Source organism: Bradyrhizobium sp. HKCCYLR20261, from assembly GCF_051168435.1.
Lineage (GTDB): Bacteria > Pseudomonadota > Alphaproteobacteria > Rhizobiales > Xanthobacteraceae > Bradyrhizobium.
In genome coordinates this window covers 34,054-52,825 of sequence record NZ_JBNPUZ010000028.1, presented here as the reverse complement: position 1 = coordinate 52,825, position 18,772 = coordinate 34,054, and the positions used below count along the sequence as shown (strand labels likewise).

General features: G+C 66.9%; 18 protein-coding genes. 8 read left to right on the top strand and 10 right to left on the bottom strand.

Translation table 11 applies throughout. The annotated features are described in order from the left end of the window. Positions 1-11: 11 nt before the first annotated feature. From ACQR1L_RS33940 to ACQR1L_RS33905, 8 genes are all read right to left on the bottom strand, one after another. Positions 12-1,286: an MFS transporter gene (locus tag ACQR1L_RS33940; RefSeq protein WP_434862258.1), complete on the bottom strand. Its 1,275-nt coding sequence runs from the start codon at positions 1,284-1,286 to the stop codon at positions 12-14. A gap of 42 nt (positions 1,287-1,328) precedes the next feature. Beyond that, a complete protein-coding gene (locus ACQR1L_RS33935; RefSeq protein WP_434862257.1) occupies positions 1,329-1,997 on the bottom strand; it encodes a hypothetical protein in 669 nt (222 codons plus the stop codon). Positions 1,998-2,036: 39 nt separating this feature from the next. After that, positions 2,037-2,732, bottom strand: a complete 696-nt coding sequence (locus tag ACQR1L_RS33930) for an OB-fold nucleic acid binding domain-containing protein (protein WP_434862267.1) — start codon at positions 2,730-2,732, stop codon at positions 2,037-2,039. A gap of 114 nt (positions 2,733-2,846) precedes the next feature. After that, the gene (locus ACQR1L_RS33925) at positions 2,847-4,202 is read right to left on the bottom strand and encodes a sigma-54-dependent transcriptional regulator (RefSeq protein WP_434862256.1); all 1,356 of its coding nucleotides are present in this window, start codon (positions 4,200-4,202) and stop codon (positions 2,847-2,849) included. Beyond that, positions 4,187-5,635 carry a sensor histidine kinase gene (locus tag ACQR1L_RS33920; protein ID WP_434862255.1) on the bottom strand — a complete coding sequence of 483 codons (1,449 nt, stop codon included), beginning with the start codon at positions 5,633-5,635 and terminating at the stop codon, positions 4,187-4,189. Before ACQR1L_RS33920 ends, ACQR1L_RS33925 begins: the two co-directional genes overlap by 16 nt. Positions 5,636-5,768: 133 nt before the next feature. Further along, a complete protein-coding gene (locus ACQR1L_RS33915; RefSeq protein WP_434862254.1) occupies positions 5,769-6,182 on the bottom strand; it encodes a helix-turn-helix domain-containing protein in 414 nt (137 codons plus the stop codon). A 1-nt stretch (position 6,183) separates the two neighbouring features. Next, the gene (locus tag ACQR1L_RS33910) at positions 6,184-6,435 is read right to left on the bottom strand and encodes a type II toxin-antitoxin system RelE family toxin (RefSeq protein ID WP_434862253.1); all 252 of its coding nucleotides are present in this window, start codon (positions 6,433-6,435) and stop codon (positions 6,184-6,186) included. Between the two features lie 70 nt (positions 6,436-6,505). Further along, positions 6,506-8,974, bottom strand: a complete 2,469-nt coding sequence (locus ACQR1L_RS33905) for a PAS domain-containing protein (RefSeq protein WP_434862252.1) — start codon at positions 8,972-8,974, stop codon at positions 6,506-6,508. 226 nt (positions 8,975-9,200) lie between these two features. On the opposite strand from ACQR1L_RS33905, the gene ACQR1L_RS33900 reads away from it, so the two are divergent. From ACQR1L_RS33900 to ACQR1L_RS33880, 5 genes are all read left to right on the top strand, one after another. Continuing rightward, complete coding sequence (locus tag ACQR1L_RS33900; RefSeq protein ID WP_434862251.1) at positions 9,201-10,328, top strand: zinc-binding metallopeptidase family protein; 1,128 nt, start codon at positions 9,201-9,203, stop codon at positions 10,326-10,328. A 71-nt stretch (positions 10,329-10,399) separates the two neighbouring features. Then, on the top strand, positions 10,400-10,606 hold the full coding sequence (locus tag ACQR1L_RS33895) for a hypothetical protein (protein ID WP_434862250.1): 207 nt from the start codon (positions 10,400-10,402) through the stop codon (positions 10,604-10,606). A 153-nt stretch (positions 10,607-10,759) separates the two neighbouring features. Further along, positions 10,760-12,775, top strand: coding sequence for an acetyl-CoA carboxylase biotin carboxylase subunit (locus tag ACQR1L_RS33890; RefSeq protein WP_434862249.1), 2,016 nt, complete (start codon positions 10,760-10,762; stop codon positions 12,773-12,775). A 108-nt stretch (positions 12,776-12,883) separates the two neighbouring features. Then, positions 12,884-13,750, top strand: coding sequence for an isocitrate lyase/PEP mutase family protein (locus ACQR1L_RS33885; protein ID WP_434862248.1), 867 nt, complete (start codon positions 12,884-12,886; stop codon positions 13,748-13,750). Further along, the gene (locus ACQR1L_RS33880; RefSeq protein WP_434862247.1) at positions 13,747-14,049 is read left to right on the top strand and encodes an acylphosphatase; all 303 of its coding nucleotides are present in this window, start codon (positions 13,747-13,749) and stop codon (positions 14,047-14,049) included. The genes ACQR1L_RS33885 and ACQR1L_RS33880 overlap by 4 nt, the downstream gene beginning before the upstream one ends. A gap of 9 nt (positions 14,050-14,058) precedes the next feature. Here ACQR1L_RS33880 and ACQR1L_RS33875 read toward each other — a convergent pair whose 3' ends face one another. Beyond that, the gene (locus ACQR1L_RS33875; protein ID WP_434862246.1) at positions 14,059-14,868 is read right to left on the bottom strand and encodes a class I SAM-dependent methyltransferase; all 810 of its coding nucleotides are present in this window, start codon (positions 14,866-14,868) and stop codon (positions 14,059-14,061) included. 153 nt (positions 14,869-15,021) lie between these two features. Between ACQR1L_RS33875 and ACQR1L_RS33870 the strand changes: the two genes are divergently transcribed. The 3 genes from ACQR1L_RS33870 to ACQR1L_RS33860 are packed head-to-tail and all read left to right on the top strand — an operon-like array spanning position 15,022 to position 17,700. Continuing rightward, a complete protein-coding gene (locus ACQR1L_RS33870) occupies positions 15,022-15,591 on the top strand; it encodes a GbsR/MarR family transcriptional regulator (RefSeq protein ID WP_434862245.1) in 570 nt (189 codons plus the stop codon). A 16-nt stretch (positions 15,592-15,607) separates the two neighbouring features. Continuing rightward, positions 15,608-16,267 carry a DUF4166 domain-containing protein gene (locus ACQR1L_RS33865; RefSeq protein ID WP_434862244.1) on the top strand — a complete coding sequence of 220 codons (660 nt, stop codon included), beginning with the start codon at positions 15,608-15,610 and terminating at the stop codon, positions 16,265-16,267. Then, on the top strand, positions 16,264-17,700 hold the full coding sequence (locus tag ACQR1L_RS33860; RefSeq protein ID WP_434862243.1) for a TIGR01777 family oxidoreductase: 1,437 nt from the start codon (positions 16,264-16,266) through the stop codon (positions 17,698-17,700). The genes ACQR1L_RS33865 and ACQR1L_RS33860 overlap by 4 nt, the downstream gene beginning before the upstream one ends. Positions 17,701-17,718: 18 nt before the next feature. Here the strand turns inward: ACQR1L_RS33860 and ACQR1L_RS33855 are convergent, their stop codons facing one another. Further along, positions 17,719-18,756, bottom strand: a complete 1,038-nt coding sequence (locus ACQR1L_RS33855) for a helix-turn-helix domain-containing protein (RefSeq protein ID WP_434862242.1) — start codon at positions 18,754-18,756, stop codon at positions 17,719-17,721. Between the last annotated feature and the right edge of the window lie 16 nt (positions 18,757-18,772).

The following is an 18,772-nucleotide window of genomic DNA, read 5'->3' as shown; positions in this document are numbered from 1 at the left end:
GTTAGAGCAAATCATTCGGCGGGGATAGCGGGCGCCGCGGCCTGGCTGGAATGTGCGGCTTCCGCGCCTCCGGTTTCCGGCAGCAGCAGCCAGCACACGATCACGGCGATGGCCGCCGTCGCGCCGAGCACCAGGAACGCGGCGCTGTAGCCGCCGTGGACCACGACGAGACCTGCCATGGCGGTGGAGAGCGCAGCCCCGATGCTTTGCGCGGTGATGACCGCGCCCTGCGCGACGTTGAACCGGCCGGTGCCGCGCATGAGGTCCGCCACGATCACCGGCATGATGGCGCCGAAGATGCCGGCGCCGACGCCGTCGAGCAGTTGCACGCCGACCAGCCACGCCTTGTCGTCCGACAAGGTATAGAGCACCGCCCGCAGCGGCAGGATCAGCAGCGCCGCCAGGAAGAACCGCTTGTGGCCCCAGCGGTCGGCGCGGGCCCCGACCAGGAGCGCCATCGGCACCATCACGAGCTGCGCCGCGGCGATGCAGGCCGACATCAGGCTGGTGCCGAGATTCTTGTCCTGCAATGCGAGTTTCTGTCCCACCAGCGGAAGCATCGCTGCATTGGCCAAGTGGAACAGCGCCACGCAGATCGCGAAGATGAGGAGCGGTCGGCAGGTCAGCAGGATACTCAGACCGGAGGGCTGTTCATCGCGCTTCGCTGCGTCGCCGTGGTTCTCGTGCGACAGGCCGCGCGCCGCGTCGTGATCGATCGCGCGCTCGGGAATCGCAAGCACGCTGATGAGGCTCCCGGCGGAGGTCACCGCCATCAGATAGAACACGGCCGACGGGCCCAGCGCATAGGCGGCCACGCCGGCAATGACCGCGCCGACCGCATTGCCGGCATGGTTGAAGGTCTCGTTGCGTCCGATCCGGGCGGTGAAGGCCTTGGCGCCGACGATTCCAAGCGACACCGCGGCGATCGCCGGCGCGAAGATCACGCCGGCCGCGTTGGCGATGCTCTGCGAGATCGCCACCGGCCAGAAGCTCGACATCAGCGGCAGGGCCAGGGAGCCTGCCGTGACGATGATCGCGGCCACGATCATGATCATGCGCTTGGCCCTTGTCGCATCGACCAGCGCGCCGGCCGGCGTCTGCGCGACGATGCCCGCGATCGTCGCCAGCGACATCACGACACCGATCGAGGCTTCGTCCCATTTCTGCTCGGTCAGCAGATAGATCGCGAGATAGGGACCGAGGCCGTCGCGCACGTCGGCCAGGAAGAAATTCGCGGCGTCGAGCGCGCGGCCCGCCCGGCGCGTGGTGGTTTCATCCTGTGACATGCTGTTGGCCTCGGCTCCTCGTGACGTTCGGCGCGCAGGCGATCACGCGTGGGCGTGATCGTGCCTAGGTCCATGCTTAGGTCCATGCTTGGGGCCGTGCTTGTGCTTCGGTCCGTGCTTGTGACCATCAGCATGCTTCGGCTCCGGCTTGACGTGCTTGAGCGGCTTGAGCGTCTTCGGGCTCGCACCGGCCTCGCGCGCGTGAATCACCCGGCCGAAGCGCGTGTCGATGCCGTCGCCGCGGACCGCCAAGGTGGCGTTCGGCGCAAGCAGGCCGGCGATGCCAGTGGCTTCCTTCGGCCCGATCCTCACGACCGTGCCGTCCGTCAGGAGCGCACCACGCAACTCGCCCTTCGGCCCGAACAGCGACAGCCGCACCGTGCCTGCCGCGTCCATCTTCTGATGCTCGTGCGTGGGATGCTCACGCTCCTCGTCGGGTCCGTGATCGACGATCTGCCGTCCGTTTGCGCCGGTCACTGCGATGGCGGCGAGCAAGTCAGCGCCGCGCGGCTTGACCGCGTGCACGCCGACCTTCTCACCAGCCTTGATCTGACGCGTCAGCTCTGCCTCCATGTGCGGGGGCGTGTGAACGAGCACGTCATTGTCGCCCGCGCGCATGACGAAGCCGTCGACCTCGCCATGAGGATTGAGCACGAAGCGCTCGAGAATTCCGGTCACGGCCGGCAGGCTGTCGGGGTCGATCCAATGCATGATTGTCTCCTCAGGTCTGTTTCGTTGGTTTGGAGGGGCTCAGCCGCGCGGCGGAGGCGGCGGCGGGGGGCCGAGCCGATCGGGACCGCCCCTCGGGCCACGCGGCGGCGGCGGGCCTTCGATCTCCGTCAGCTGATTAGGCGAAGCGCCGATCGCCCTTACGTCGACCAGCCTGCCGAGCGCGGTCTCCAAGAGATCGCCGCGGACGGAGATCGTCTGTCCCACACGCAAGGTGTCGGCGAGACGCTCGGCTTCCGGCGGCGGCAGCCGCAGCTCGGTGCCGTCGTCGAGCACCGCGCCGTTGACCTCGCCGCGCTTGCCATGCAGCAGCGTGGCGATGCGTCCGCTGATGGTCTGATCGCTGCCGCGTCGTCCCGGTCCATCCGGCGGGCCGTTGTCGACCACGCTCTTGCCGGTCGCGATGTTGGTGACCTGGCTGGCATCGACTAGCGGCAGCGCACGGGCGCGCAAGCCCCGCACGGACACGCCGTCGCCTGGCTTGATGGTGAACACGACCTGCGCCGTCAGATGCGGCGGCAGCTTCACCTCGGTGCCGTCGTTGAGGATCAGCCCGTCGACGTCGCCGCGCGGCGTCAGCGTGTACTGCTTGACGATGCCGCGCGTCTCCGGAAGCTGCGACGCATCCCATGTCGCATCTGGCGGGGAGAGCGGGGCTTGTGCCGAGGCGGTGCCGAGGCCTGCGGCGAGCGCGAGCAGGGTCACGATCGGCGTCATCTTTCGCGTCATCCTGGAACTCCTTGTCGAGGGTGGTGACGCGAATTGTTTCGCAACGGCCGTGCCAGTTGCGAGACCACGACAAATCAAGGGGTTGCATAATCGCAACTGGCGCTAGCCGTCGTCTTTCCCGACGCTGCGCGTCAGATTTCCTGACACCTCGTCGCCGAGGCCGTAGCGCTGCATCTTGGTGTAGAGCAGCTGCCGGTTGATGTTGAGCTGCCGCGCCGCCTCGGTGCGATTGCCGCCGCAGGCTGCGAGCGCGCGGCGGATCAGGCGCTCCTCGAGGCGCGCCACGGCCGTGGGCAGATCCGTGGCAGGATCTCCGTCCGCATCGATCGGGCTCTTGGTGATGTCGATGTCGTCGGCGTCGATCAAGCTGCCGCGCGTCAGCACGCAGGCGCGTTCGATCGTATTGCGCAGCTCGCGCACATTGCCGGGCCAGGACGCGTGGACGAGCTTGTCGATGGCGGCGTCGCTCAGTTGCGGACGGAGGCGGTCCGTCGTGGCCAGCGCCAGAAAGTGGTGGGCGAGCGGCAGGATGTCTTCGCTGCGCTCGCGCAGCGGCGGCAGCTCGATCGGGATCACGTTCAGCCGGTAGTAGAGATCCTCGCGAAAGGCGCCGCTCGCGACTTGCCTGGCGAGATCGCGATGCGTGGCGGCGATGACGCGCGCGGCCACTTTGACCGGCTTGCCGCCGACCGGCGTGATGATGCGCTCCTGCAGCGCGCGCAGGATCTTGGCCTGCATCGCCAGCGGCATGTCGCCGATCTCGTCGAGGAAGAGTGTTCCCGCGCCGGCGTCGCGGAAGGCGCCGGAGCGATCGGAGGTGGCGCCGGTGAACGAGCCCTTCACATGGCCGAACAATTCGCTTTCGAGCAGGTCTTGCGGGATCGCCGCGCAGTTCACGGCGATAAAGGGGCTCGCACTGCGCCGGCTATGGACATGCAGCGCGCGCGCAACCAGCTCCTTGCCGGTGCCGGTCTCGCCGCGGATCAGCACTGTCGCCTCGGCATCGGCGGCAAGGCCGATCGTCTTCTGCACCCGGCGCATCGCCTCGCTGGTGCCGATCAGGCCGCTGTCGTCGGTGCCCGGTTTGTCATGCTGCGGATGGGCTCGCGGCGGCAGGCGCTCGATCAGCTCGCGTAGCGCCTCGCGGCCGATCGGCTTGACGAGGTGATCGAAGGCGCCGAGCCGCATCGCTTCGATGGTGTTCTCCGGGCTCGCATAGGCGGTCAGCACGATCACCGGCGGCGCGTCGCCATCGGCGCGGATGCGGCGCAGGGTTTCGATGCCGTCGATCCCGGGCATGCGCAGATCGAGCAGCACGGCATCGGTTTCGGCACAGACCATGCCGATCGCCTCGCGACCCGAGGCTGCGGTCTGTGCGCGGTGACCGAGATCGGTCACCGTTTCCGCGAGACCATCGCGCAGGCCGGCGTCATCGTCGACGATCAGGATGGTTGCCATGGCAGGGAAATCTCGAAGCTGGTGCCGGTCGTGACAGGAGCAAGTCTCGCCTCGCCGTGATGAGCGCGGGCGATCTCGCGTACGATGGCGAGGCCAAGGCCGGTGCCATCGGCGCGGTTGCTGACGAAGGGTTCGAACAGGCGATCCCGGATGCTGGCATCGATGCCGGGGCCGCTGTCGGTGACGCGGAAGAGCAGGCGGCGATCATGGATTTCGGCCGCAACGACGATCTCGCCGCCCTCGGGCGTGTTCTGGATCGCGTTGAGGATGAGATTGTCGAGCGCGCGCTGCATCTGGGCGGGATCGAAGCAGGCGGCCTCAGTGGAGGAGGGCGCGAGCGCGCGCAGCTGCAGGCCGCTGCGCGTGGCCAGCTCGCGATGGGTCTCGATCGTCGCCTGCAGGAAAGCTACGAGATCAACGGTGCGTGGGGCCGGACGACTCGTTTGCGTCATCGCGAGCAGATCGCGCAGCAGCGCGTCGAGCCGCGCGACCTGCTGCAGGATCGCCTCGAGCGCGCGGCTCTTGCGCGCGGGATCAGGCGAGGCGAGCGCATTCTCGGCCTTCAGCCGCATCGCCGCGATCGGGTTGCGGATCTCATGGGCGAGGTTTGCCGACAGTCGGCCGACGGCGGCGAGCCGCTCCGCAGCTGTCGCGCGCTCGCGCTCCGCCGCGAGCCGATGGCCGGCATCGTTGACGGCGTCGACCAGGCGGTCGAGCTCGCGCGCGCCTGTGTGCGGCAGTTGCGGCAGGTCGGCGGTGTTGGGCGCCGCGCCGAGCGCGGACTCGATGATCGCGATGCGCCGCGACCACGAGGCCAGGATGAAGGCGAGCCAGATGGCCGAGCCGAGCAGAGTGAGCGCGAGCACGGAGAGACCCGTCAGCAAATGCGCGTAGGCTGGGCCCTCCGTTGTGGCGGCGCGCTTCATCGTCCACGCCGTGACGTTTTGCAGCGGACCGCGCAGCGGGCAGGCGTGGACGATCAGGGTCTGCGAGCGTCCGGCATTTTCCGTCGTCGCGGGACGGCCGCTGCGCTGGGCATCGCCATTGACCTGCTGGATGACGCTCGACTCGGCCGCGGGGAGATCGGTCTTGGGTCCCGTCCCCTCGTAGGTGGGATAGGCATAGGCAAGCGAGCCATGCTCGGCCTGCCAGATGCCGCCCTCGACGCCGGGCGATGCCGCCAGCGCGGACTGCACCACGGGGATGAGGTCTTGCTTGATGCGATCATCGATCGGCGCGCCGCCCCAGCCCGAGACGAAGAACTGATAGCGGTCGGCGATATCACGGCAGCCGCGCACCACCAGATCCTGCGCGCGTGCCACGCGCGCCTGCGACGATTGCTGAAACGATTCGACCAGGAGATAGGCCGTCGCCGCGCCGGAAACCGCCAGCATGAGCCAGAGCGCCGACAGCCGCGAGCGTAGGGAGCGCATCAAATGGTCCGCAATGACAAGGGATGCCGAGCGTGCAGCGCGATGCGCCTAACGCCGATCGCCACATCTCATCTCCGGCACACAACGTCCATGCAGCTACATTGGTTCCCGTCACTGCACGCCCTCAAGGCTGTTACATTGCTCGAGGATCGTTACCGGTAAGCCAGGAAGCGTCGACGTCCAGCGCGGCTGCAATCGCCTTGAGCGTCTCGTCAGTCCCATCCTTGCGGCGGGTTTCGAGATCGCTGATGTAGCCCTGCGCGAGATTGGTCCGTTCGGCCAGCTCAGTCTGTGTGAGACCTTTCCAGCGACGCAGCGCACGAAGCAGGCTGTCGCCCGACAGCATCGCGGCGGTGACTTCCGCCGGAAGCCTTGCATCGCCGCCGTCGCGAAGTGCGGCCGTGCGTTCATCAAAGATCGCGACATCGTCGGCGTCTTCAAGCCGATCGGCAGCAGCTGCGATCAGAGCGTCAAACTCGGCACGCGTCAGCACGATCAACTCTTCGCCCGATGGCGAGCGGATGGTTTGAGGACGGATCGGAATCATCTCAGTTCCTCCCATAGGTCGTCGTCGAGCGGCGGCCAATGTAGATCGCAAGGATCGTGGTGGCGTCCTCACCGAAGATGACGCGGTAGGCGCCGATCCGAAGGCGATAGCCATCGCGACCGGACAGCTTCTTGACGTCGCCCTGACCGCTCATGGCGTAACCGTTCAGAGCTTCCGTGACCTGCTCGCGCGCCTCGAGTGGCAGTGCATCCAGGTCCTTGGCCGCAGCATGGGTCAGGACGATCGTTTTCACGATCGCATTATAGCTATATTTTCTGCCGATTTCGAGGGAAAATATCTCTGGCTCGTGATATTCAGGACGTTCACCGCGGCAGCGGCGCCTTCTCGGCCATCGCCTTGCGCAGGATGCGCGACAGCGACTCGACCGAATAGGGCTTCTTGATCAGCTCGAAGCCGTGATGGGCGTTCTCCGCCAGCACATGGCTGTAGCCCGAGGTGAGCACGACCGGTAATCCGGGATAGCGGTCGCGGATGAGGCCGGCGAGCTCGAGGCCGTTGATCCCTGGCATGATGACGTCGGAGAACACGAGATCGACCGCGAATTCGTTGTCGGCGAGGATGGCCAGCGCGTCCTGGCCGTTCGACACGCGCCGCGTGACGTAGCCGAGATCCTCGAGCAGCTCGGTCGAGAACTGTCCGACCTCGTCATTGTCCTCGACCACCAGCACGCGGTAGCCGCGGCCGATCGTGGCGGGCTCGACGCGCGCGGCGCCGGCATCAGTGCCGGATTGCGGCGCCGCCGCCTGCGGCAGGTAGATCGTGAAGGTCGCGCCCTGGCCGAGCCGGCTGTCGACGGCGATGTCGCCCTCGGACTGCTTGGCGAAGCCGAAGGCCTGGCTGAGGCCGAGGCCGGTGCCCTTGCCGACTTCCTTGGTCGTGAAGAACGGCTCGAAGATCGCATTGATGTTCTGCGGCGCGATGCCGGCGCCGGTGTCGGTGACCGAAATCGCGATGAAGGCGCCGGGGCGCGCGCTCTGGCCGCGCAAGGACGGGATCTGGTCCGTCCGCTGCACGCCGATCGTCAGCCGTCCTTCGCCGTTCATGGCATCGCGTGCATTCACCGCGAGATTGATCAGGGCGGTCTGGAATTGCGCGATGTCGGCCAAGGTGAACAGGCTGGCTTCCTCGGCGGCCAGCGCGATATGAATGCGGCTGCCGACCAGCGGGCGGATCAGCTGCACCACGCTTTCGACCTGCTCGCCGACATTGAACACCTGCGGCGTCAGCGGTTGCCGCCGCGCGAAGGCGAGCAATTGCCCGGTCAGCTTGGAGGCGCGCTCGACGGTCTCCGAGATCGCATCGACGTAGCGCCGCCGTCGTTCCTCGGCAAGATCGCGACGGCGCAGGAAGTCGGTGGCCGACCGTATGATGGTGAGCAGGTTGTTGAAGTCGTGCGCCACGCCGCCGGTAAGCTGGCCGACCGCCTCCATCTTCTGCGACTGCCGCAACAGCTCCTCGCCCTGGATGCGCTCGGTGATGTCGACGGCCTCGGCCACCGCACCCATGATCGTCTCATGCTGGTCGAATAGTGGCCGCATCGACAGCTCGAAATGCCGGTCGCCGTTGGCGAATTCGAGCCGGACCTCGGTGCGGAAGCTGTCGCCGGCGAGCACGCGCGCAAACGCCGTGCGCAGCATCTCGCTGACGCCGGTCGTGTAGGTGAACCAGGGCGCGTCCCAGAGCGGCTGGCCGATGACATCCACGCCGCCCGCGCGCATGCCCATGACGGCAATGCGGTTGGCATGGGTGATGCGGCCTTCGATGTCGAGAATGGCCTGATACTGGTTGCTGGTGTCGAAGATGGCGCGCATCCGCGCCTCGTTGGCGGCGAGCTGCGCGGTGCGCTCCCGGATGCGCTCCTCCAGCGTCTCGTTCATCCGGCGCAGCTCGATCTCGCCCTGCTTGGCGGCGGTGACGTCGTGGGCGACGCCGATGAAGCCGATGTGCTGCCCGTTCGCGTCCCAGCGTGGCTGTGATTCCGAGCGCAGCCAGCGCCATTCGCCGTCGGCGCGGCGATAGCGCGCCTCGAGAAAGAACGGCTTCAGCGAACACTCGCCCGATTGCTGCTGGCCGAGAATGCGCGGCAGGTCGTCCGGATGCAGCGCGTTGCGCCAGTCGAAGGCGAGCGCTTCGTCATGCGGCAGCCCGAGGAAATCGACATAGGCGCGATTGACGAAGGAGCGGGTGCGGTCGAGCTTGGTCACCCAGATCGGCACCGGCGCGCTGTCGGCGATCAGGCGGAAGCGCTGTTCGCTCTCGCGCAGCTTGGCTTGCGCATCCATCTGATCGGTGACGTCGATATGCGCGCCGACCAGCCGGATGGCGCGGCCGTTCCAGTCGCGCTCGATGCGGGCGATGACGCGGATCCAGCGGGTCTCGCCATCGCTCGGGCGAATGATGCGGTATTCGGTGGTATAGTCTTCCTGCTTGCTCTTCACCGCCGCGATGAAGTCCTGCTCGGCCTTGGCGCGGTCCTCGGGGTGGACACGCCTCACCCAATCCTCGTGGGTCTCGTTGGCGGCTTCGGGCGGCAGGCCGTGAATGATGAGATATTCGGGGGAGCGGCGGTTGCGAAAACCCTCGCGGAGATCGACCTCGACGCCGCCGACCCGCGCGATGCGCTGGATGCGCGCCAGCTCGCCCTCGCGCTCCTGCAGGGCCCGGTAGGCCTGGTCGCGGTCGCGCGCGATCTCCTCGATGTGCTGGCGCAGCTCGGCCGCGCCGGTCGCATCCGGGACAACGTCGTCTCTGGGCGCATCCGCGCTGTTCATGCTGACCTGCACTCAAAGGGCAAGCGGTCGCCGGAAAATCTCACCGCAGGTGTTCGGAAGCGTGGCGACATAGGGTTCAATGACAACAAACTGGCCAGCAATTGAGGCGGACGAACGTCCGCGTGACGAAAACGTAGGGGCAGATAAAAAGTTCCGCAGCCCCGGAACGGACTGTTACTGTCATGCGTCGTCAGGCGCTAGACACCGCAACGCGTAGGTCCATACCGTGAAGCTCTTCGTCTGTCAGGCCTGCAAGAATATCCTGTATTTCGAGAATCGCAGCTGCGGGCGCTGCGGACATCAGCTCGCCTTCATGCCGGAGCGCCAGACGCTCTCGGCAATCGAGCCGGCGGGCGAAGGCTTTCGAACCTTGGCCGACGGCGGGGAGGGGCGTTTCTTCTGCGCCAATGCCGAGCACGATGTCTGCAATTGGCTGCTCGAAGCCGGCGAGACCACGGGCTTCTGCCGCGCCTGCCGGCATAATGGCACCATTCCCAATTTGTCCGACCCCGCGCAGCTGGTCAGCTGGCGCGAGTTGGAGGTGGCCAAGCACCGGCTGTTCTATTCCCTGATTCGTTGGAAGCTGCCGTTGAAGACGCGGCTCGAGGACCCGCAGCACGGCCTCATCTTCAACTTCCTCGCCGATGATCCGGCCGGGCAGCAGAAGGTCATGACCGGCCACGACAACGGGCTGATCACGATTGCTCTGGCCGAGGCTGACGACATCGAGCGCGAACGCCGCCGTCTGGAGATGGACGAGCCGTATCGGACGCTGCTCGGTCATTTCCGACACGAGGTCGGGCATTACTTCTGGGACGTGCTGGTGCGCGATGCCGGCCTGCTCGAGCAATGCCGAGCGGTTTTCGGCGACGACAGCCAGGATTATGGCGAGGCGCTGAAGCGCCATTACGAGCAGGGGGCACCGGCCAACTGGCAGGACAATTTCGTGTCGGCCTACGCGACGACCCACCCCTGGGAGGACTTTGCCGAGACCTGGGCGCACTATCTGCACATCGTCGATACGCTGGAGATGGCCTCCGAGTTCGGCATCGAGATCGATCCGCCGGCCGACCAGATTGGCGGGCTGACGGCCCGCGTCACCTTCGATCCCTATGTCGCCGATGATTTCGACGTCATCGTCAATGCCTGGCTGCCGTTCACCTTCGCCATGAACAGCGTGGCCCGGGCCATGGGCGCGCGCGATCTGTATCCGTTCATTCTGACGCCGCCGGTGATCGAAAAGCTTGGCTTCATCCATGGTCTCGTGCGGCAGAGCGCACAGCAGACCGTCGCAGCGCGCCGGACGCCGGACAAGCCGCAGGCCGTGCAGAAGGAGGAGGTCGGGGCGGTGTGATCCCGGCCTTGACTCTTAAGAACATAAAGTGAACAAAAGCGGCTGCAGATGTCTACGATGGCGATCCTTCGATGTCGACCAAAGCCCGCTCCAGCTCTGAGGACGATCAGCTCGAGGCCGCCGTGGACCAGGCGATTGCAGCCTGCGGTGGTGATCTCAGGGGCACCATTCGCGCGCTGATCGTTGCGAATGATTATCTGGAGACCGAGGTCGCCGAGCTGATGAAGGCGGTTTCGCACGCCTACGCGCGGGGACGTTTCCACAGCTATTCCGGGTGACGGCACAGCGCGACTGGCATGCCTCGGAGGACGACTTGATCAGACGCAAGGCGGGTTGCGCGCGGGCGATTTTGCTATAGACGAACCGGTCAAGCCCGCGGTCCGTTGCTTCGCCGCGAGCGGGGAGCCCGCCCAAAGGTATCAAGCAAGAACATGTTCAAAACCATTCTGATCGCGAACCGCGGCGAGATCGCCTGCCGGGTCATCAAGACCGCCCGCCGCATGGGAATCAGGACCGTTGCGGTCTATTCGGAAGCCGATCGCGATGCGCTGCATGTCGAGATGGCCGATGATGCCGTGCTGATCGGGCCGCCCGCCGCCGCCGAGAGCTATCTGCTGATCGACCGCATCGTCGAGGCCTGCAAGAAGACGGGCGCGCAGGCGGTGCATCCCGGCTACGGCTTCCTCTCCGAACGCGAGGCGTTTCCGCGCGCGCTCCAAGAGGCCGGCATCGTCTTCATCGGTCCCAATCCCGGCGCCATCGCCGCGATGGGCGACAAGATCGAATCGAAAAAGGCCGCCGCCAAGGCCAAGGTCTCGACCGTGCCCGGCTTCCTCGGCGTCATCGAGGACGACAAGCACGCGGTGCGCATCGCCGACGAAATCGGCTACCCCGTGATGATCAAGGCCTCCGCCGGCGGCGGCGGCAAGGGCATGCGCATCGCACATTCGACCGCCGAAGTGGCCGAGGGCTTCAACCTCGCCAAGGCCGAGGCCAAGGCGTCGTTCGGCGACGACCGCGTCTTCATCGAGAAGTTCATCGTCGATCCGCGCCACATCGAGATCCAGGTGCTCGGCGACAAGCATGGCAACGTGATCTATCTCGGCGAGCGCGAATGCTCGATCCAGCGCCGCAACCAGAAGGTCATCGAGGAGGCGCCGTCGCCGCTGCTCGACGAGGAGACCCGGCGCAAGATGGGCGAGCAGGCGGTCGCGCTCGCCAAGGCCGTGAACTACGATTCCGCCGGCACCGTAGAGTTCGTCGCCGGTCAGGACAAGAGCTTCTATTTCCTGGAGATGAACACCCGTCTGCAGGTCGAGCATCCCGTGACCGAACTCGTCACCGGCATCGATCTGGTCGAGCAGATGATCCGCGTCGCCGCCGGTGAAAAGCTCGCGCTGGCGCAGAAGGACGTGACGCTCACTGGCTGGGCCGTCGAGTCGCGCGTCTATGCCGAAGATCCGTTCCGCAACTTCCTGCCCTCGATCGGGCGCCTCACGAAGTATCGCCCGCCGGCTGAGAGCAAGGCTGATGGCATCACCGTGCGCAACGACACCGGTGTGCAGGAGGGCGGCGAAATCTCGATCTACTACGATCCGATGATCGCCAAGCTGGTCACCCACGCGCCGTCGCGCGCGGCCGCCATCGAGGCGCAGTCGACCGCGCTCGACGCCTTCTATGTCGACGGCATCCGTCACAATATCCCATTCCTGTCGGCGCTGATGAACCATCCGCGCTGGCGCGAGGGCCGGCTGTCGACCGGCTTCATCGCGGAAGAATTTCCCAAGGGCTTTGCGGCGCGTGCGCCGGAAGGCGAGATTGCGCGCCGGCTCGCCGCCGTCGGTGCTGCGATCGATCACGTGCTCGGCGAGCGCAAGCGGCAGATCTCGCAGCAGATGATCGGCCGTCCGGTGACACGGCAGGGCCGCCGCGCGGTGTGGCTGGGCCGTGACGAGATCCTGCTCGACATCGCCAGGGACAATGGCGCGATCACGGTCCGCTTTGTCGGTGCTGACGGCAAGGTCGGCCCTTCGCACGCGCTGGTCTCCGAATGGAAGCCGGGCGATGCGGTCTGGCACGGCACCATCGATGGCGCAGAGATTGCGGTGCAGACGCGCGCGATCCCGAACGGCGTGCGGCTGGCACATCAGGGCGTCGAAGCGCCTGTCTACGTCTACACGGAAGCTGAAGCGGCAGCGGCACGGCTGATGCCGGTGGTCACCGCGGGCGACAGCGGCAAGAAACTGCTCTGCCCGATGCCCGGTCTCGTGGTGTCGATCGCCGTGACCGAAGGCCAGGAGGTCAAGGCCGGCGAGACGCTCGCCGTGATCGAGGCCATGAAGATGCAGAACGTGCTGCGTGCCGAGCAGGACGGCACAGTGAAGAAGGTTCATGCCTCGGCGGGAGCGACGCTCGCGGTCGACGCGCTGATCCTGGAGTTCGCGTAAGTAGAACACTCGTCATTCCGGGGCGGTCGCGATAGCGACCGAACCTGGAATCTCGAGGTTCCGGCTTCGATGCTCCGCATCGCCTAGGGAACGACGTGGGAGACCAGCATGACCTTCCGTGCACGTCGAGACGCGCTTCGCGCGATCCTCACTGGCGACCGTTGCATCCATCCCGGCTCCGTCTATGACGCGATCTCGATCCGGATCGCCGAAGACCTCGGCTTCCCATTGGGCATGTTCGGCGGCTCGGCCGCGTCTCTCGCCATCCTCGGCGATCCCGACATCGCGCTGATCACCCTCACCGAACTCGCCGAGCAGATGCGGCGGATGTCGCGCGCGGCGGCGCTGCCGGTGCTGGTCGATGCCGATCATGGCTACGGCAATGCGATGAACGTCCGCCGCACCGTGCAGGAACTGGAGGCCGCGGGCGCCGCCGGTCTCACCATCGAGGATACGTTGCTGCCGCAGGCCTTCGGCGCTGCCAAGCCGCAGCTGATCGCGCTGGACGAAGGCATCGGCAAGGTGAAGGCCGCGCTCGACGGCCGCGGCGATCCTTCGCTGGTCATTCTCGGCCGCACCGGGGCCGTCTCCATGACTTCGCTCGACGATGCGATTGCACGCGCCAGGGCCTATGAGGCTTGCGGCGTCGACGGGCTTTTCTTCACCGGCATCACCACGCGCGATCAGCTCGATGCGATTGCCACTAACACGACGCTGCCGATCGTGCTCGGCGGCGCGCCCGAGGAGATGTCCGACCTCAGCTATCTCGCCTCGCGCCGCGTTCGCGTCGCGCTGCAGGGCCATGCGCCGATTGCTGCGGCCACGCAGGCTGTGTACGAGACGCTCAAGGCGCTACGCGATGGCGCGTCGCCGAAGCAGCTGAAGGGCCTGCCGTCGGCCGAACTGACGTCGCGTGTCATGCGCGAGGCCGACGTCAAGACGCGGCTGCGCGATTTTCTCGGGCCCGGATCATGAGCGATCGCGTCCTCGTTCACGTCACTGTCCGCGGCCGTGTCCAGGGCGTCGGATACCGCGCCTGGGTCGAGGACCAAGCGATCCTGAACGGCCTCGAAGGCTGGGTGCGCAATCGCGCCGATCGCAGTGTCGAGGCGGTGTTCGCGGGGCCGGCCGATGACGTCGCGGCCATGGTCGCCGCCTGCCGGAACGGTCCGCCGGCTGCGCGCGTCGACGATGTGACGGACACGCCGGCCACCCCCGATCAACTCGCGCTGCGCAGGTCTGGCGAAGAGTTCTCCGTGCTGCCCACGGTGTAGTTGCGGCGCTTACCGCGCCGAAATCACCAGCGACTGGATCTGCCCCACGACGGGTCCACTGCCGAACCGTTGCCGAAGCGCGTTCGCAGCCGCCTCAGTCACGGTGGTTAGGTCGGGCGCGCCCCGCGCCTCGATCTCACCGCGCATCGGCGTGCCCTGGCAGTAGGCGACGGCAGGCTCTCGCGCAGACGGGGCGCGGCTGCGGTGAGGCAGCGGCTCGATGACGATGTCGGAAAACCCTGCGTCACTCAGGTCGGCTCTGATCTTCAGAGGATCGAAATAGCCGTGTGGCGTGCGGGTGAAGAATTGCGGCGGGTTGTCCGGGAAGACCCGTTGCAGCGTCTCGTGCACGACATGGGCGAACTCATTGTCCTCGATCCGGTCCCAGACGTTGAACACGAAGCGTCCGCCGGGGCGTAGCACGCGGCGCGCCTCGGCATAGCCCTTCACGCGATCCGGTAAGAACATCACGCCGAACTGGCAGGCGACGACATCGAAGCTCGCGTCGGCAAAGGGCAGGGCCAGCGCATCGGCCTGCTGGAATGCGACGCGGCGGGCGTCAGTGAGATGCGTCTTGGCCTGTGCCAGCATCGGCTCGTTGAGGTCGGTCGCTGTGATCCGCACCTCCGGCGGCAGCTCGGCATCCAGCGCCCTGGTGACGACGCCGGTTCCCGCTGCGGTTTCCAACACGTCGCGCGGCCGGAGCGTCTTGATGCGTCGCGCGAGATCCTGCGCATAGGGCGTGAAGATCAGGGGAACCAGTAGTTCGTCGTACATTTGCGGGATTGAGCCGGTGAAGGCCTTGTCGGATGCCGTCATGGCTTACTCCTGTTCCAGACCGGGCAGGGAACGATCAGGCGCGATCGTCAGCGACGGACGTCTGCGCCTTCATGTCCGTCTTGCCAAGCGGCCCTCCGGTTCAGCGGAACGGACGCTCTTGACATTTAGCTCCATCAGTCAGATATTTCTGTCATGACAGAAATTACAGGCAAGAAGAAGCTGCCCGCCGCCGTCGAGCGCTTCATCCTCAACTGGGGCGACATGGGCGACCAATGGGGCGTGAACCGCTCGGTGAGCCAGATCCACGGGCTGCTGTACCTGGCGGAGAAGCCGATGACGGCGGAGGACATTGCCGACACGCTCGGCATGGCGCGCTCCAACGTCTCCAATTCGCTGAAGGAGCTGCTTGCCTGGGACCTGATCCGGCGCGTGCCGATCTTGGGCGACCGCCGCGATCATTTCGAGGCCGAGACCGACATCTGGGAGGTCGCGCAGCGCATCGCCGCCGGGCGCAAGGAGCGCGAGATCGATCCCGCGATCGCTGCGCTGCGCGCCTGCGTGGCGGAGGCGACCGCGGACCCCGCCATCAGCGCGGTCGCGAGCAAACGGCTGAAGGACATGCTGGCTTTCACCGAGCTGGTCGACCGCTGGTACGCGCAGATGCTGAGGGTGCCGCGGCCGCGTCTGGTCGCGCTGATCAAGCTCGGCGAGAAGATCGCAAACCTGCTGCCGTCGGGACGATCCAGGTCGGGCAGCGATTAGTTCATTGGAGGGCGTCATGGTGAGCCACCGGCATCTCGGACTTTCAGCGCCCTCCAACGCCAGGCTCCATGATGATCACCGCTTTCGCGCGCTGCTGTCGCCGGAGGACTGGGGCCGGTTGCCGGTGTCGATCTGGCGCCGCTTCTCCAAGCGGCTCGCCGAGGGCGCGACGGTGGTCTATGTCGGAGAGGTCGATCAGGCCGAGATGAGCCGTGCCGGTTTCTGGTTCGCGCAGGCCGCGCGGCTGATCGGCGGGCCGCTGCCGACCTCGACCGCGACCGGCGTGCCGATGATCGTTGCGGTCACGGAGGACGCGGCGAGCGGCGGCCAGATCTGGACCCGCATCTGCGGCCGTCCGCATGGTTTTCCTCAAGTCATCCACTCGGCCAAGCGCTTCGCCGGGCCGACCGGGCTCGAGGAATATCTCGGCTGGGCCCTGAGCATGAGCCTGCGCGTCTGCGTGAGTGATGGGGCGCTCGCGTTTCACAGTGCCGGCTACACGCTTGCATTCGCCGGCCGGCGCTGGCGCCTGCCGCATTGGCTGACGCCCGGCGATCTCACCGTCACGCATTCCGATCTCGGCGGCGGCGCCTTCCGCTTCACGCTCGAGATCGTCCATCCGCGCTTCGGCCGGATCATCCGCCAGAGCGCCACGTTCCGGGAGTCCTCACCATGACGCCGCTGCTCTGGTCCCTGATCGCCCTGCAGGTCGCAATGGGCGTGTTCGACACCTTCTATCATCACGAGTTCACCGAGCGGCTGGCCTGGCGGCCGTCGCAGCAGGGCGAACTCAAGCTGCACGGCGCCCGCAATCTGCTCTATGCCTTGCTGTTCGCCGTTCTCGGCTGGTGCGAGCCGCATGGCCTGTTCGCGCTGCTCGTGTTTGTAGTGCTGGTCGCGGAGATCGCGATCACGCTGACCGATTTCGTCGAGGAGGACCTGACCCGCAAGCTGCCGCCCAGCGAGCGCATCAATCATACGCTGCTCGCGATCAACTACGGCGCCATCCTGATGCTGCTGGTGCCCGTGCTGATCGACTGGGCGATGCGCCCGCCTGCGATCGTGCCGGCCTATGCGGGCTGGCTGAGCTGGATCGCGGCCGCTGCCGCGGTGGGCGCCGGCCTGTGCGGCGTGCGCGACTTCGCCGCCGTGGCGCGGCTGTCCCGGATGTCGCGGCCCGACGCGGAAGGGCTGGTTGCGGCTCTGCCGCCGGCGCAGACCATTCTCGTGACGGGGGCAACCGGCTTCATCGGGGCGCGCCTGGTGGCGAGCCTCAGCTCGGCCGGCCATCACGTCATCGCGCTGGTGCGTGATCCCGGCCGGGCGGCCGCCTTGCCACCGCCGCTGACCTTGATCACCCATCTCGATCAGATCGCCTCCGACACTAGGATCGATGCCATCGTCAATCTCGCTGGCGAGCCGATCGGCGACGCGCCGTGGACCGCAGCCAAGCGCGCGGCGATCCTGCAGTCGCGCCTGACGACGACCGAAGCGGTCGTCACCCTGATCGCGCGGCTCGAGCGCAAGCCGAGGGTGCTGGTCAACGGCTCCGCGATCGGCTGGTATGGCCTGTGGCAGGACCAGCCGCTGACGGAGTCCGCGAAGTCGCATGCCTGCTTTAGCCATGATCTCTGCGAGGCCTGGGAGCAGGCGGCCCGCGCCGCCGAGGTGCAGGGCGTCCGCGTGGCGCTGCTGCGGATCGGCCTCGTCGTCGGCCGCGACGGCGGCTTCCTGGCGCGCATGCTGACGCCGTTCGAGTTCGGGCTCGGCGGTCCGCTCGGCTCCGGCCAGCAATGGATGTCGTGGATCGAGCGCGACGATCTGGTCCGGCTCATCGCCCATGTGATCGCGACCGACGGCATCGTCGGCCCGGTCAACGCGACGGCGCCGCTGCCGGTGCGCAATCTCACCTTCACCGCCGAGCTCGCGCGCTGCCTGCGGCGGCCGGCCTTGCTGCGCGTGCCGGCCGGGCTGCTGCGCCGGATCGGCGGCGACTTTGCCGAGGAGCTGCTACTCGGCGGGCAGCGCGTGGTGCCGAACAAGGCGCTGTCGAGCGGCTTCGTGTTCCGGCACCAGAGCCTGCGCAGCGCGCTGGAATCGATCCTGTGAGCCGCCATGCCCGAACCGTCATTTGCGCTCCGCCCGCGCCATGGTCACCGACGGCAGCTCGCCGAACGTGGCGCGGTAGTAGCGGGCGAAATGTCCGGCATTGGCGAAGTTGCAGGCGGCGGCCGCGGTGGCAACCGTCACCGCCGGATCGCCCGAGCGCAGCATCTCGTGCGCTCGGCGCAGCCGGACGGATTTGGCGAACGCCATCGGCGAATAGCCGCGCACGCGCTCGAACAGGCGGAAGATCGAGCGCGCGCTGACGCCGGCTTCGCGCGCGAGCCGCTCGATCGTGATCGGTTCGCGCCAATTGGCTTCGATGTAATCCTCCAGCCGCTTGACGAGGCCGAAATCCGGCATCGGGCTGGGGTCCAGCAGCAGGTCGCGGAAGCGATGCCGGCTGGCGCAGAGAAACGCCACGTGCACGGCGTCCTCCAGCTCGCGGTAGACGGCGGCCGGGAACACCGCGCCAGGCTCGTTGAGCTGGGTGGTGAGGAAATCCAGCAGGCGCATCAGGCTACGGGCCTGCGGATCCGCGGCGGGAATGGCCGGATCAATCGCGTAATCGGCCCGCGGCTGCGCGCCGGCCAGCGCGGTCAGCCGTTGCCGCAGCACCTGCGGATCGAGGCGCAATGTCAGGCGGCGATGGCCGCTTTGACAAGCCATCTGCCAGGGCACGCCGGCGGGCGCCACGGCAAACTGATTCTCGTTCACGTCGGTTGCTTCGCCGCGGGCGCAACTGATGGCGCGCCCCTTCAGTGCGATCTGCACCCTGATGAAGTCGGCTGCCCGATGGTCGGAGACGATATCGCAGGTCGACGTACCGAAGCCGAGGCCGATGGTTTCGAGCTCGATGAGATTGACGATCGTCTCGAAACGCTCGGCGTGCCGTAAATCCACCCGCTCGGCGCCGAGCTGCCGGTCCGCGAGGTCGCGCAACACCTCCGCATTCGAGGTCCGGATCAGCGCGTGACGATGGAGGGGTTCGAGACCGTGAGGTGCCGGGCTCGGATGGGCCGGGGCGCTGACGAGGTCTGCTGCAGTCAAGAGACGGTTCAAGCCGCTGCTCCTGAGC